Below are 14,568 nucleotides of genomic sequence, written 5' to 3'. Positions count from 1 at the left end.
GCTGACCTCCTTGGTATGCGGCGGCACGCGCGTGCCGCGCGGTTTTCGATGCATGATGCGCTGCCAGTCTACCGCCAAGCGGCATGCAGTGCGCCGCAAACGCATCGGGTGTTACCCCGCTTGCGTTCGCGGCGCCGCAACCTTACGCGCGATGCGTGCTCAGAAGCCGCTCAGCACGAGCTTGCCGATCGAACGCCCGGCCTCGAGCAACTGGTGCGCGCGCCGCACGTTCGCGGCATTGATCGTGCCGAGCTGCTCGCCGAGCGTGGTGCGCAGCGTGCCGCCGTCGACGAGCCGCGCGACTTCGCCGAGGATCCGGTGCTGTTCGATCATGTCCGGTGTCTCGAACATTGCGCGCGTGAACATGAATTCCCAGTGAAACGCGGCGCTCTTCGCCTTCAGCAGCTCGACCGGCACCGGCTTGTCGTTCTCGACGATCGTGCAAATGCCGCCCTGCGGCCGGATTACCTCCGCAGCGGCAGGAAAGTGACGATCCGTGTCGTTGAGAATCAGCACGTAGTCGACATTCGGATGCCCGGCTTCGCGCAACTGCGCAGGCAGGTCGCCGAAATGGTCGACCACGGTGTCCGCACCCAGCGAGCGCACCCATTCGGCCGACGCCGGCCGCGACGCGGTTGCGATCACGCGCAGCTTGCCGAGCTGTTTCGCGAGCTGGATCGCGATCGAACCCACGCCACCCGCGCCGCCGATGATCAGCACCGACTTGCCGGCGTCCGCGCCCCGCGGCGACACGTGCAGCCGGTCGAACAGCGCTTCCCACGCGGTCAGCGCGGTCAGCGGCAGCGCGGCGGATGCGGCGAAATCAAGCGTGCGCGGCTTCAGCGCGGCGATCCGCTCGTCGACCGTATGGAATTCGCTGTTCGCGCCCGGCCGCGTGATGCTGCCCGCGTAGAACACTTCGTCGCCGGGCCGGAACAGCGTGACGTCGGCGCCGACTGCGATCACCGTGCCGGCGGCATCCCAGCCGAGCACGCGCGGCATGTCCTCGACCTGCGGCTTCGGCGCGCGCACCTTGGTGTCCACCGGGTTCACGGAAATCGCCTCGACCTTCACGAGCAGATCGCGCGGTCCCGGCACGGGCTGCGGCAGCTCCACGTCGAGCAGGGCTTGCGGGTCGTCGATCGGCAGATAACGGGTCAGTCCAACGGCTTTCATCACGACACTCCTTCAGGAAATCCTCCGGGCCGCGGCGCAGCCCCATGAACGCCATCGTAGGCAACCCGATCATTCGATAAAACCGCTATATTTCCTGAAACATTTTCAGGAATTTCAGAATAATGGCCTCCGATCCGATTCCGGCCCCCGACAAGCCGATCGACCTGCTCGACGTCGCGCTGTTCGTGCGCGCGGCGCGACTCGCGAACGTCACCGCGGCCGGACGCGAGTTCGGCGTGTCGGCCGCGGTCGCGAGCGCGCGCATCGCGCAGCTCGAGCGCCAGCTCGGCGCACGGCTGCTGCACCGCACCACGCGTCGCATCAGCCTGACGCAGGACGGCGACGTCTTCATGGCGCATGCCGACACGCTGCTGTCGGCCGCCGACGCCGCCCGCGCGTCGGTCGGCCACGGCCGCACCGAGCCGTACGGGCGGCTGAAGGTGTCGATGTCGTCGTCGTTCGGCCGCCAGCATGTCGCGCCGGTGATTCCCGCGTTCCTGCGCCGCTATCCGTCCGTGTCGCTCGACCTGCGGCTGTCGGACGAGATCGTCGACCTCGTCGACGACGGCTACGACGTCGCGATCCGCCTCGGCGCACTGAAGGATTCGACGCTCGTCGCGCGCAAGCTTGCCGCGAATCGCCGCGTGCTGTGCTGCTCGCCCGCGTATCTCGCCGAACACGGCACGCCGCGCCATCCCGCCGACCTTGCGCAGCACGAATGCGTGATCCTCGGCGACCAGCGCGACTGGTCGTTCGCCACGCCGCAAGGCCCGCTCACGGTGCGGGTCGGCGGCCGGCTCGTCGCGAGCAATGGCGAGGCGATCCGCGAAGCGCTCGTCGACGGCTTCGGGATCGCGATCAAGTCCACCTGGGACGTCGGCCCGCTGCTCGCGAGCGGCGCGCTCGTCACCGTGCTCGACGACTATCCGTTCGCGGAAGACATCGCGATCTGGGCCGTCTACCCGAGCCGCGCGCATGTGCCGCTGAAGACTCTCGCCTTCATCGCGTTCCTGGCCGAGCATTTCGGCGATCCGCCGTACTGGGATCGCGCGGACGGGCAATGACCGCGGCGCCGCGCACGGTTTCGCTCCGCAGCCGACCGCCGCGTGCGGCCAACCGGCTACAATGGCGCGTTCGCCACGCAAGGGCCCGACGCCGGACGGGGCCCGCATCGGCAGGCGGCTGCCCGTGAGCCGCAGACGCATTTCATTCGCTTTCCAACCATCCCGTCATGACCCACAACCTCGTCATCCAGAGCCTTGCGCCGCTGTCGGACGCCCATCACAAACCGCTGCTCGCGCTGTCCCGAGGCACCCGCATCGTGCAGACCGACGATCACGCGCTGCGGATCGACAACGCGAACCCGGCGCAGCGCCTCGACATCGATGCTTACTGCGGCACGCACGCGCTCGACTTCGCGTTCGTCGAGGCCGGCCTCTCGCTTGGCGATTTCGGGCTCGCCGTGATGGACATGGATTCGACGCTGATCACGATCGAGTGCATCGACGAGATCGCCGATTTCTGCGGGCTGAAAACGCAGGTCGCCGAGATCACCGAAGCGTCGATGCGCGGCGAGATCCGAGACTTCAACGAAAGCCTGACGCGCCGCGTCGCACTGCTGGCCGGGCTCGACGCGCACGCGCTCGAACGCGTGTACGAGGAACGTCTGCAACTGTCGCCGGGCGCCGAGAAGATGCTCGCCGGCGTGAAGGCCGCCGGCATGAAGACGCTGCTCGTGTCGGGCGGCTTCACGTTCTTCACCGAACGGCTGAAGGCCCGCCTCGGCCTCGACTACGCGCATGCGAACACGCTCGAGATCGTCGACGGCAAGCTGACCGGCAAGGTGCTCGGCGAGATCGTCAACGCCGACGTGAAGGCACGCCTGCTGCGCGAGACGTGCGCGTCGCTCGGCCTCGAGCCGAGCCGTGCAATCGCGATGGGCGACGGGTCGAACGACCTGAAGATGATGGCCGAAGCCGGGCTGTCGGTCGCGTACCACGCGAAGCCAGTCGTGCGCGACGCGGCGACGGTCGCGTTCGACCACATCGGCCTCGACGGGCTGCTGCGGCTGTTCTGATCCTGTCACACGCCAAATGAAAAACGCCGGCGCGATGCAACATCGCGCCGGCGTTTTGTTTTTCTGCCGAACGTTATCGGCTGGCGATCAGCCGAGCGCGGCCTGCATCGCGCGCTCGATATCCGCGCGCAGGTCGCCTTCGTCTTCCAGGCCGACATAGAAACGCACCAGCGTGCCGCGATGCGGCCAGTCCGGACGCATCGACGCAACGTCGTAAGGCATCGCGAGGCTGCACGCGCCGCCCCAGCTCCAGCCGATCGCGAACAGCTCGAGCGACTCGACGAAGCGGTCGACCTGCTCCGCGCTGTAGCGCTCGTCGAACACCACCGAGAACAACCCGCCCGCGCCTGTGAAATCGCGCATGAACGACGCGTGCCCCGGGCAATCGGCAATTTGCGGGTGCAGCACCGCCGCGATCTCCGGCCGCGCCTTCAGCCATTGCGCAAGCGCGAGCGCGCTCTTGCTGTGCGCGTCGAAACGCACCTGCATGCTCGGCAGGCTGCGCAGCACGAGCGAGCAATCGTCGACCGACACACCGACGCCGCAGCGCATCCGCGCGAGCTTCAGCTTCGCGTGCAGCTCCGCGTTCGCGGTGATCGTCGCACCCATCAGCACGTCGCTGCCGCCCGACTGGTACTTGGTCAGCGCCTGCACCGAGATGTCGACGCCGTGTTCGAACGGCTTGAACGCGAGCCCGGCCGAAAAGGTGTTGTCGATCGCGGTAACGATGCCGCGCGCCTTCGCGGCCGCCGTGATCGCCTGCACGTCCGGCACTTCCATCGTCACCGAGCCGGGCGCCTCGATCCAGATCAGCCGCGTGTTCGGCTGGATCAGGTCGGCGATGCCGGCGCCGATCAGCGGATCGTAGAAGCGCGCGGTAATGCCGAAATCCTTCGCGAGCCAGTTGCCGAAATCGGCGTTCGGCCCGTATACGTTGTGCGGAATCAGCACGTCGTCGCCGGCTTTCACGATCCCGAAATAGACGTTCATGATCGCCGCGAGACCCGACGGCTGCAGCAGCGCATGCGTGCCGCCCTCGATCTCGGCGAGCCGCTGCGCGAGCGCGAGCGACGTCGGCGTCGCATGCAGGCCGTAGCGCCACTGGTTGTCGTTGTGCCAGACGAGCGCACGCATCGTCGCGAGATCGGGGAACACGACCGTCGACGCGCGCGCGACCGGCGGCACGAATGAACGGAAGCCTTCCGGGATCGCGTCGTCGGGTTGAACGATGCGGGTTTGCAGTGCGCGCTTGGGAGTGGATGCAGTCATGACGGGAAGCCGGGCACGAGGCCGTTCGGTTGCGGAATATGCAGCTAGATTAGCCAAAATCGGCGCAATTGGCCCGGTACAATGCGCGCCGCGCGCACCGAGCCAGCGCGGGTTCAGTCGTCGGTGCGCAGATTGACGACGCCGCCCACCGTCTCGATTTCCTGCACGCGGCCGTCGCGCACCTGCAACGCCGTGCGCTTGCCCGGCGCGAGACGCAGCACGACGGGCTGCGGATCCGACTCGTCCGAATTCATCCGGTCGGCCTTCAGGTCGCCCGTCGCGTCGAAGCGGCCGATCCACACGCCGGTGATGTTCGTGCCGTCGTTCGATTCCTCGATTTCGAGCGTGTCGCCGTCGCGATCGCCCGCGAGCAGCACGACCTCGCCCGTATCGGCGAACTGGTATTCGCCGTGCACGCCTTCCTCGTCCGTCTTCGGGCCGAGATGCACGACGATCGGCCGGTCGCCGAGCGTGCCTTCGTAGCGCGGCAGGCGGGCGAACTCGGGATTCGGCTTCAGCGGCCGCGCCAGTGCCGGTTCATCCTGCTGCATGCCCGGCGCGACGGCCTGCGCCGCGACGACGCCCGGCATCGCCATGCCCGCCGCCAGCGCGCCCGCGACGACGAGCGCCCGTTGCCATTGCGAATATCGACCCACCTTGTGTTGCTCCTTGCTTCAGATTCGCTCGAAAATTGCGGCGATGCCCTGCCCGCCGCCGATGCACATCGTCACGAGCGCAAATCGGCCGCCGACGCACCGCAACTCGTACAGCGCCTTGACGGTGATCAGGGCGCCCGTCGCACCGCTCGCCATCACCGCTTCACCGTGCATGTCGCCGCCTCATCCTGCTGATCGCATGAATCGTCCGAGCGATGCCGTGGCCGGCGTGCGCATCCCGCATCAGCGTTGCATCAGGCGCTCCACCGCCTCGCGCTGCGGAATCGGCGCGACCGCGCCGTAGCCCGTCGTCGACAGCGCCGCCGCGGCGTTTGCATAACGCGCCGCCGCGAACGGGTCGTCGCCCGCGACGATCCGCGCGACAAACGCACCGCCGAAGCAGTCGCCCGCGCCGGTCGCGTCGACGGCTTCGACCGCGAAGCCCGGCACGACGCGCCGCTCGTTCGGCGTCGCCACGTAGGCGCCTTCCTTGCCCAGCTTCAGCGCGACGACCTGCGGCCCGTGTTCGAGCATCGCATCGACGATCGCGTCGCGATCGTTCGCGCCCGTGAGTGCCGTCACGTCGTCCCAGCTCGGCAGGCAGATGTCCGTCTGGCGCAGCGCCTCGCGCATCACCGCGCGAGCACGCGGCAGCGGCCACAGCTTCAGCCGCAGGTTCGTGTCGAAGCTGACCTTCGCGCCGTTGCGGCGCGCATGGTCGATCCCCGCGAACGCGGCGTCGCACGCGGTCGTGCCGATCGCGAGGCTGATGCCCGACAGGTGCACGGCCTTCGCGGCGGCCAGCGCGTCGAGCGGCAGGTCGCCCGTTGCATAACGGCTCGCCGCCGAGCCTGCACGCAGGTAGTCGAACTGGTGACCGTCGGCGCCATGCGTGACGAAATACACACCGGTCGGCGCCGCACGGTCGACCCGAACGTACGTCGTGTCGACGTGCTCCGCGCGCCACATGTCGGCCAGCAGCCGGCCGAACGGATCGTCGCCGATCGCCGACACGAAGCCCGTCGACGCGCCCTGACGCGCCGCGGCGATGCAGAAGTTCGACGTGTCGCCGCCGAAGCCCTGCAGGAATTCAGGCCGGCCCGGCTGCGACTGGTTGAATTCCACCATCGCCTCGCCGAGCGCGAGGATCTCCGGAAACGCGGCGGCCATCGCTTACACCTCGCCCCACAGATCGTGGCCATCAGCGCCCGTGATCTTCACGGACACGAAATCGCCGACCTTGTAGCGCTTCGATGCCTTCGCTGCCGGCTCGACGTAGACGACCCCGTCGATCTCCGGCGCATCGGCTGCCGTGCGGCCGATCCCGCCTTCCTCGCTGACTTCGTCGATCAGCACCTTGAGGGTCTTGCCGACCTTGCGCTGGATGCGGTTCGCCGACACTTCCTCGGCGACTTCCATGAAGCGCGCGCGGCGCTCTTCTCGGACTTCATCCGGCAGCGCGCCGTCGAGTTCGTTCGCGGTGGCGCCTTCGACCGGCGAATACGCGAAGCAGCCGACGCGATCGAGTTCCGCCTCGCGGATGAAGTCGAGCAGCGTTTCGAACTGCGCTTCCGTCTCGCCGGGGAAGCCCGCGATGAACGTGCTGCGGATCGTCAGGTCCGGGCAGATCTCGCGCCACTTCTGCACACGCTCGAGCACCTTCTCGGCGTTCGCCGGACGCTTCATGCGCTTCAGCACTTCCGGATGCGCGTGCTGGAACGGCACGTCGAGATACGGCAGCACGTGGCCCTTGAACGGGCCTTCGGCCATCAGCGGAATCACTTCGTCGACGCTCGGATACGGATACACGTAGTGCAGGCGCACCCATGCGCCGTACTGCGCGGCGAGTTCGCCGAGCGCGGCGACCAGATCGGTCATGCGCGTCTTGATCGGCTTGCCGTTCCAGAAGCCCGTGCGGTACTTCACGTCGACGCCGTACGCGCTCGTGTCCTGCGAGATCACGAGCAGTTCCTTCACGCCCGACTTGAACAGGTTCTCGGCTTCGAGCATCACTTCGGCGACCGGGCGCGACACGAGGTCGCCGCGCATCGACGGGATGATGCAGAACGTGCAGCGGTGATTGCAGCCTTCGGAGATCTTCAGGTATGCGTAGTGACGCGGCGTGAGCTTGATGCCGGCCGCGGGCACGAGATCGGTGAACGGGTCGTGCGGCTTCGGCAGGTGCGAATGCACGGCCTGCATCACTTCGCCCACCGCGTGCGGGCCGGTGACGGCGAGCACCTTCGGGTGGACTTCCTCGATCAGGTTCGAGCCGCTGGCGCTCGACTTGGCGCCGAGACAGCCGGTGACGATCACCTTGCCGTTCTCGGTCAGCGCTTCGCCGATCGCGTCGAGGCTTTCCTGCACGGCTTCGTCGATGAAGCCGCAGGTGTTCACGACGACGAGGTCGGCACCGTCGTACGTGCCGGAGATTTCATAACCTTCGGCGCGCAGTTGCGTGATGATCTGTTCGGAGTCGACGAGCGCCTTCGGGCACCCGAGGGATACGAACCCTACTTTCGGGGATTGGGACATCTGGAGTGTGGGGGCGTGGCAGCAAAAGCGTGAGTTTACAGCGATTTAGGGTTCGGCGAGCCAAAACAAGCGGCCGGCGGTAGTGTCGATCGACAGCTTGAGTGCGCCGCCCGCTGGGCGGCCGACAACAAAATGGTGCTTGATGCGTCCCTATCACTCCGGGCGAAGGGCTGTCGGCCTACCATCAGCGCCATGTGCGGCAAGGCGCGCTGGCGTATTGGCCCCGATGGCCGTCCGTATCTTGAAGTCCATCACGTCAGAAAGCTCGCTGAGAAAGGCGCTGATAGCATCGAAAACGCAGTAGCCGCATGTCCAAATTGCCACCACAAGCTTCACTACGGGCAAAATTCAAAGAGCCTCATTGAGACGCTCTACGAAAAGATCCCGCGTCTCAAGCGTCAGTAGTACGCCAGGAAGTGCCAGTGTCCAGTGGACTTTTTGACGCCGCTCGAACGAACAGCTTGCCCTATAGGCGGTCGCGCCGATCGCCAGGACGGTCAGCGAAGTCAGCGTCTAGCGGTTGAGCCTGACGAAGCCCGACGGTGAGCCGGCGACGCTCACGGTGATTGACATGCAGGGCCGCATCCTCGATTCCGACCCGAATGCGACGCACGTGGTTTGGGACGTCGCGATCAGGTCATATCGAAACTTCCTGATAGGCTGCGGGCACCTTCGCATGCAATCGAAGTCAGCCTCGGTATGACAGAAACTGGGACAATTGGCGCCGTCCCTTGTTTGTTCCAGTCCCGCCATACAGAAAAAATCGAGCCTCATCAATTCCATCGAATAGCGCAGCCGCTAGCTTACGCAGGCGTGTAATTGACTGTAATGGATCTGCTGCGTGCGGGAAGCTATGTTTGTTGTGCGTGAGCTTTCAAACGTCGCGCCGCAAAATCAAACGACTTAGATTTAATCGAGTTAAGCATCGACGCCCCCCAACGCTCGAAGTCAGGCGCATTGCGAGCCCTTTCGCCTCAAATTTACCGGTGGCTCACGCATTCATTTTAATCAGATAGGAGATTTAAAATGTACAAAGAATCCGGATTTGACGTCACAGCCGCAGAAATTAAAATACTCGTGGCAATTGACGCAGACAAGCTTGTAAAGGAAGTTGAACAAGGGAAGTACCCACGCAACAAGACAAAAGACAGCCCTTATCCAATTACCCATGAAAACCAATACATGCTATGCGCAGACCCCTATCCAAACGGAGTAATAAGTGGACAAGGAACAGGGGATCTCTCATTTTTCGCAAAAAAATATGATTGGGTATCATTTACCGGAACGTCGATTCACAACAACGCAACAAATGCCGTAATCATTTATCACCTGGAACACAATTATGGCGAAGAGGTATTAGATATTACTGGATTACGCCAACGCGTCTATCCGCTGGAAGCTGCAGCACAGCCCGATTCGAGGCAGCGTGATGGCATGCCAGCACTTCATCGCCCAAGAAGTTTCGAGGTGCTTGACACACGCATTACCGGGAAGGGAACAGAGAATTTCTGGGTTTGGTTTGGCTTGTATGAGCTTGGAGATGATCGGGAAACCCAGAACCTTGTCGGCTACTACAAATGGGATCCGGCTATTACTACCGTTCAGCCGAAGTAGCAGTTTGTGAGTAGGTGTAATGGCGCCACTTCGGCCAAACGGATACCTATATGAGAGATCAGCCACGCCTAGCGTGGCTGATCAGTTCGCGTATCGCTCATCAACAGGTCGTAGATTCCCTCACATTGCCGGTTGACGATGCAGGCACGGTCAGCGTACTCCGCGAACTCCACGGCTTAACCAACAAGCCCCCGAAGGACGGCGATGAGTTCACGGAGTGCGTCGCCGGACCTCCGGATTTCAGCACCAGCTGATGTATCGCCGTTGCGCTGCCAGTGTTCTAGGTCTCGAGTGTCCGACTACTGTCTGCGGCCTCTTCCATCCTCGCGCGAAGCAAACGTATTCGAACGCCTTGGCAATCTTGCCGTCATACGCGTCTCCCTCGTACCGCTCGACTATTTGATCTCGAACAGAAACGCAGGCCGCGATCGCGACATCAAAAGCTGATGGACAGGATGCGCCTAATAGCACGCACAAAACAGGGGTTTATATTGACAGCGCCACGGGCACCCGACGGATACGACCCCTACTTTGGGGGATTGGGACATCTAGAGTGTGGGGGCGTGGCAGCAAAAGCGAGAGTTTACAGCGATTTAGTGTTCGGCGAGCCAAAAACGAGCGGTTGACGACGATGTGGATCGCCCGCTCGAATGCCCGGTGCGTTTCGGGTTTGCTGTCGAGCCCTATTGGATATGCCCCTTCATTTCGCGCGAAGCCGCGTTCTGGCTCCGTCCCCAATGCCACTCATCAAGCAAGAATCGTCCCGAAACCGCTACCCGCTATGCGAAAATCCCGGCATCCACCCTTTTCAATCGACCCAGCGGGGCCCGCATGACCACCCACATCACGATCGAATTCACCGAGCACGCAGCAGAAGCCATCGATGAGCAAACCAGCACCAGCTTTTCGTATGACCAGGGCGCGCACGTGCCGCAACTGGGCGACTTTGTCGAACTCGAGAATTCGCGCCAGACGTTTCTCGTGATCGGCCGCGTGTTTTCGCTCAAGGCCAACTACAGCGCCGTCAAGCTCGTGCTCGACCTTCCTCCGCACGACGACGCGCAATAATTCCCGGCGCGGCGAAACAATTCGGGCCGGACCCGTCGGCCTTGCCGCCGGCAATCGCACACGCCCGGCCTGCGTTGCATGAAATCACTCGAGCGACGAAATCGTAAAAAAAACCGCCGAAGCGGGCTCAATCCAGTCCTGCACTCACGGAAACTTCGCCGCCGTCAAGCAGCGATCGAACCACACCGCATCGTCTCCATCGCCGATCGGCCACATTTCCGCATCCAGCTGCGGCAACCCGCTCACCGGCGCCGACGCGCGGTTATCGTCACCGGACGCCCCCGCACGCATCCACGCCGATTGCTTTCCGCCGTTGTCGCACGCACTCCCATGCGCCTGCGCTTCACAGAACGCCACCGGTCGCACCTTCCCGCCATCGGCCGTGCTCACCGAGCGGTACTGATAAACCGCGCCGGTCGCCCAGTCCTCGCTCTGGCTGCAGACCCGCGCATGATGCTGCACATGGACCGCGCCGAAACATGCATAGGAAACGTGCGCGCCGCGCGCATCGTCGGGAATGAAATCGCAGTTCGCATCGAAACCGGTGAGCGGGCCGCCTGTGTATTTCGCGAGCCACTGGCGCTCGGCCTGTGCGCGCGCGATCAATCCTTTAGCCGATCGATTGCCTTGCGCACTTCGTCGACGGCCAGCGGGCGGCCTTCGTAATCGGCACCGAGACGGTTGTTGCGCGCGTCGATCCAGCGGCGCTGGCTACGCACCAGCATGTCGCGGATGGCCGTGTCCGGCGCGGCCTTCAGCACGCCCGCATAGGCCGAATTCATGCGTGCGTCGGCCGCACGCAATACAGGGCTCGCGCAGACGCGCTTCTCGATCGGCTGCGCGGCTTTCGCGCAATCCATCGCAAAGGCCGGCACCGCCACGCCAACGCCCATCACGAACATCGACGCAAGACCCGCCAGCCTGCGGGCCCCTACCATTCGAATCCCTCGCATGCTCTCTCTCAATTGGCTTTTTCTTGATCATGCTGCGTCGATGCGGCATTGCCCATCGTGGCCCGTGATGCCGGGTACCGGTATCGCCTTTCGCCGAACGCTGCAATCACGCATCACCCTGCGGCGCCGCATATCGGTACGCGTGCCTGCATGAATGCACACCGCCAGGCGCGATGCACGCCGGGATCATTCACGGGTGACTGGATCTCGATCGACCGGACAACGGTCATGCACGCCCGTACCCGGCACGCGCATTCGGTGCCGACGGTCATGAACGACCGTCGGCGAGAGGATCCGGCAGGCGGCGGCCGCCCATCGTCGCGCACGGATGCGCGATCGGCCGACCCGCACCGCGTTGCTTCACGGCACCGACGCCCGACCGGTTGCCCACCGCGGTCGGCCTGCCGCGAAACCGTTACTTCTTTTCCGGCTCCGACGCGCCCGGCTGCTTGAACGGGAACGTGCTGAACATCGACTTCGCCTGGTTCTGCATCTGCTCCTGCATCTGCACGAACATGTTCTTCGACTGCTCGATGTAGCTGGTCATCATCCCCTGCATCATCGGCGCCTGCATGTTCATGAACTGCGACCAGACTTCCGGATTCATCGCGTTGCCTTCGTACAGGTTCTTCGACTGATCCGCGAGCTTGTTCTGGATGTCGATGAACGCCTGGATGTTCTTTTCCAGGTACGTGCCCATCATGCCCTGCATCGCATGCCCGTAGAAACGGATGATCTGCGACAGCATCGACGACGAGAACATCGGCACGCCGCCGCTTTCCTCTTCGAGGATGATCTGCAGAAGGATGCTGCGCGTCAGGTCTTCGTTGGATTTCGCATCGACGACCTTGAAGTCCTCCTGCTCCAGCACGAGCTGCTTCACGTCGGTCAGCGTAATGTACGTGCTTGTCTCGGTATCGTAGAGCCGACGGTTCGGGTACTTCTTGATGAGCCGTTCGGCCGTCTTCTTTGTAGTAGTCATGTAACGCCTTTGAGTGCAGCGTAGCGGAAGTGACGAATCCCCGCCGCCCGAATCCGGGAGGCGGGGGCCTTCGGAAAACGCCCGGCTGCGCGGCCGCCCGGCCCGCGCAGCGCGGACGCTCAGCCCATGTGCAGGCCGCCGTTCAGCGAGAAGTCGGCGCCCGTCGCGAAACCGGAATCATTCGACGCGAGCCACGCGACGATCGAACCGATTTCCTCCGGCGCGCCGAGACGCCGCACCGGGATCGTCGCGACGATCTTCTCCAGCACGTCGGGGCGGATCGCCTTCACCATGTCCGTGCCGATGTAGCCCGGCGACACGGTGTTGACCGTCACGCCCTTCGTCGCGACTTCCTGTGCGAGCGACATCGTGAAGCCGTGGATACCGGCCTTCGCGGTCGAGTAGTTGGTCTGGCCGAACTGCCCCTTCTGGCCGTTCACCGACGAAATGTTGATGATCCGGCCCCAGCCGCGTTCGACCATCCCGTCGATCACCTGTTTCGTCACGTTGAACAGGCTCGTCAGGTTCGTGTCGATCACGGCGGTCCAGTCTTCGTGCGTCATCTTGCGGAACACGACGTCGCGGGTGATGCCCGCGTTGTTGACCAGTACGTCGATCTCGCCGACTTCGGCCTTCACCTTGTCGAACGCTTCCTTGGTCGAGTCCCAGTCGCCGACGTTGCCTTCCGACGCGATGAAATCGTACCCGAGCGCCTTCTGTTCCTCGAGCCATTTCACACGGCGCGGCGAGTTGGGGCCGCAGCCCGCGACGACCTTGAAGCCGTCTTTCGACAGACGCTGGCAAATGCTGGTGCCGATGCCGCCCATCCCGCCCGTTACGTACGCAATTCGCTGAGACATATATCTCACTCCATTCTTTTGGTTTCGAGGGCAGCCGAAGGCCCCTCTGACTTCACGTGACGCCGGCCGAAACCGCAATCGGCCGGCACACGGATTCGGTTCGCTGGTCGAGACCGGCCGGTTACGGACGCTCGACCGCGAGCGCGACGCCCATCCCGCCGCCGATGCACAGCGACGCCAGCCCGCGCTTCGCGTCACGCTTGGCCATCTCGTGCAGCAGCGTCACCAGGATCCGGCAGCCCGACGCGCCGATCGGGTGACCGATCGCGATCGCCCCGCCGTTCACGTTCACCTTCGACGTGTCCCAGCCCATCTGCTTGTGCACCGCCAGCGCCTGCGCCGCGAACGCCTCGTTGATCTCCATCAGGTCCAGGTCGCCCGGCGTCCAGCCCGCGCGCTCCAGGCACCGGCGCGAGGCCGGCACCGGGCCCATCCCCATCACGCTCGGATCCACGCCCGCGTTCGCGTACGCCTTGATCCGCGCCAGCGGCGTCAGGCCCAGCGCCGCCGCCTTCTGCGCCGACATCACCAGCACCGCCGCCGCGCCGTCGTTCAGCCCCGACGCGTTCGCCGCCGTCACCGAGCCGTCCTTCGAGAACGCCGGCTTCAGCCCCGCCAGCGATTCCGCCGTCACGCCGTGACGCACGAATTCGTCCGTCGCGAACTGCAGCGGCTCGCCCTTGCGCTGCGGAATCGCCACCGGCACGATCTCGTCGTCGAAGCGCCCGGCCTTCTGCGCGGCTTCCGCCTTGTTCTGCGACAGCGCCGCGAACGCGTCCTGCTCCTCGCGCGTGATCCCGTATTCCTTCGCGACGTTCTCCGCCGTGATGCCCATGTGGTACTGGTTGTACACGTCCCACAGGCCGTCGACGATCATCGTGTCGACCAGCTTCGCGTCGCCCATCCGGAACCCGTCGCGCGAGCCCGGCAGCACGTGCGGCGACGCGCTCATGTTCTCCTGGCCGCCCGCGATCACGATCTCCGCGTCGCCCGCGACGATCGCGTTCGCCGCCAGCATCACGGCCTTCAGGCCCGAGCCGCACACCTTGTTGATCGTCATCCCCGGCACTGCATTCGGCAGCCCGGCCTTGATCAGCGACTGCCGCGCCGGGTTCTGCCCCGAGCCGGCCGTCAGCACCTGGCCCATGATCACTTCGCTGACCTGCTCGGGCTTCACGCCCGCACGCTCCAGCACCGCGCGGATCACCGTCGCGCCCAGCTCCGGCGCCGCAATCTTCGCAAGCGAACCGCCGAATTTGCCGACCGCGGTCCGCGCGGCCGATACGATCACTACGTCCGTCATTTCCCTTTCCTCCAGGCCCGCACGACACGGCGCATCGCTACCGGCCCTGTTAAAAAAACTGCGGTGCATCGGACA

General features: G+C 64.5%; 15 protein-coding genes and 1 pseudogene. 5 read left to right on the top strand and 11 right to left on the bottom strand.

The genetic code is table 11. From position 1 onward, the window contains the following. Positions 1–159: 159 nt before the first annotated feature. Complete coding sequence (locus tag LGN17_RS12465; RefSeq protein WP_226197065.1) at positions 160–1,176, bottom strand: zinc-binding alcohol dehydrogenase family protein; 1,017 nt, start codon at positions 1,174–1,176, stop codon at positions 160–162. Between the two features lie 122 nt (positions 1,177–1,298). Between LGN17_RS12465 and LGN17_RS12460 the strand changes: the two genes are divergently transcribed. Together LGN17_RS12460 and serB are read left to right on the top strand one after the other, a co-directional pair. Then, positions 1,299–2,240, top strand: a complete 942-nt coding sequence (locus LGN17_RS12460) for a LysR family transcriptional regulator (RefSeq protein WP_175956250.1) — start codon at positions 1,299–1,301, stop codon at positions 2,238–2,240. A gap of 167 nt (positions 2,241–2,407) precedes the next feature. Continuing rightward, positions 2,408–3,253, top strand: coding sequence for a phosphoserine phosphatase SerB (gene serB, locus LGN17_RS12455; RefSeq protein WP_226197064.1), 846 nt, complete (start codon positions 2,408–2,410; stop codon positions 3,251–3,253). A gap of 87 nt (positions 3,254–3,340) precedes the next feature. Here the strand turns inward: serB and LGN17_RS12450 are convergent, their stop codons facing one another. The 5 genes and pseudogenes from LGN17_RS12450 to rimO form a co-directional block, all read right to left on the bottom strand. Next, positions 3,341–4,522, bottom strand: coding sequence for a cystathionine beta-lyase (locus LGN17_RS12450; protein WP_226197062.1), 1,182 nt, complete (start codon positions 4,520–4,522; stop codon positions 3,341–3,343). Between the two features lie 113 nt (positions 4,523–4,635). Beyond that, a complete protein-coding gene (locus LGN17_RS12445; protein WP_226197060.1) occupies positions 4,636–5,178 on the bottom strand; it encodes a hypothetical protein in 543 nt (180 codons plus the stop codon). A gap of 18 nt (positions 5,179–5,196) precedes the next feature. After that, positions 5,197–5,325 (bottom strand): annotated as a pseudogene (locus LGN17_RS12440) (acetyl-CoA C-acyltransferase); the annotation flags it as partial. A 96-nt stretch (positions 5,326–5,421) separates the two neighbouring features. Beyond that, entirely contained in the window at positions 5,422–6,348 is a 927-nt protein-coding gene (locus LGN17_RS12435; RefSeq protein WP_226197058.1) for a sugar kinase, read from the bottom strand. Positions 6,349–6,351: 3 nt separating this feature from the next. Continuing rightward, on the bottom strand, positions 6,352–7,713 hold the full coding sequence (gene rimO, locus LGN17_RS12430; RefSeq protein ID WP_089456309.1) for a 30S ribosomal protein S12 methylthiotransferase RimO: 1,362 nt from the start codon (positions 7,711–7,713) through the stop codon (positions 6,352–6,354). Between the two features lie 132 nt (positions 7,714–7,845). Between rimO and LGN17_RS12425 the strand changes: the two genes are divergently transcribed. From LGN17_RS12425 to LGN17_RS12415, 3 genes are all read left to right on the top strand, one after another. Then, positions 7,846–8,118 (top strand): HNH endonuclease signature motif containing protein, encoded by a 273-nt coding sequence (locus tag LGN17_RS12425; RefSeq protein ID WP_319000820.1) that lies wholly within the window; start codon positions 7,846–7,848, stop codon positions 8,116–8,118. 621 nt (positions 8,119–8,739) lie between these two features. Next, on the top strand, positions 8,740–9,327 hold the full coding sequence (locus LGN17_RS12420; protein WP_226197057.1) for an inclusion body family protein: 588 nt from the start codon (positions 8,740–8,742) through the stop codon (positions 9,325–9,327). Between the two features lie 831 nt (positions 9,328–10,158). Beyond that, a complete protein-coding gene (locus LGN17_RS12415) occupies positions 10,159–10,395 on the top strand; it encodes a hypothetical protein (RefSeq protein ID WP_226197055.1) in 237 nt (78 codons plus the stop codon). Positions 10,396–10,539: 144 nt separating this feature from the next. Here the strand turns inward: LGN17_RS12415 and LGN17_RS12410 are convergent, their stop codons facing one another. From LGN17_RS12410 to LGN17_RS12390, 5 genes are all read right to left on the bottom strand, one after another. Beyond that, positions 10,540–11,001 carry a hypothetical protein gene (locus LGN17_RS12410; protein ID WP_226197053.1) on the bottom strand — a complete coding sequence of 154 codons (462 nt, stop codon included), beginning with the start codon at positions 10,999–11,001 and terminating at the stop codon, positions 10,540–10,542. Further along, on the bottom strand, positions 10,998–11,333 hold the full coding sequence (locus LGN17_RS12405; protein ID WP_226197051.1) for a lysozyme inhibitor LprI family protein: 336 nt from the start codon (positions 11,331–11,333) through the stop codon (positions 10,998–11,000). The genes LGN17_RS12410 and LGN17_RS12405 overlap by 4 nt, the downstream gene beginning before the upstream one ends. A gap of 430 nt (positions 11,334–11,763) precedes the next feature. Beyond that, positions 11,764–12,330 (bottom strand): polyhydroxyalkanoate synthesis repressor PhaR, encoded by a 567-nt coding sequence (gene phaR, locus LGN17_RS12400; RefSeq protein ID WP_006485265.1) that lies wholly within the window; start codon positions 12,328–12,330, stop codon positions 11,764–11,766. A 119-nt stretch (positions 12,331–12,449) separates the two neighbouring features. Further along, positions 12,450–13,190 (bottom strand): 3-ketoacyl-ACP reductase, encoded by a 741-nt coding sequence (locus LGN17_RS12395; protein WP_175956262.1) that lies wholly within the window; start codon positions 13,188–13,190, stop codon positions 12,450–12,452. 121 nt (positions 13,191–13,311) lie between these two features. Further along, positions 13,312–14,493 carry an acetyl-CoA C-acetyltransferase gene (locus LGN17_RS12390; RefSeq protein ID WP_089440219.1) on the bottom strand — a complete coding sequence of 394 codons (1,182 nt, stop codon included), beginning with the start codon at positions 14,491–14,493 and terminating at the stop codon, positions 13,312–13,314. Positions 14,494–14,568: the final 75 nt, after the last annotated feature.

The organism is Burkholderia sp. AU30280, assembly GCF_020420125.1.
Taxonomy (GTDB): domain Bacteria; phylum Pseudomonadota; class Gammaproteobacteria; order Burkholderiales; family Burkholderiaceae; genus Burkholderia.
This window is presented reverse-complemented; position numbering and strand designations above follow the sequence as displayed.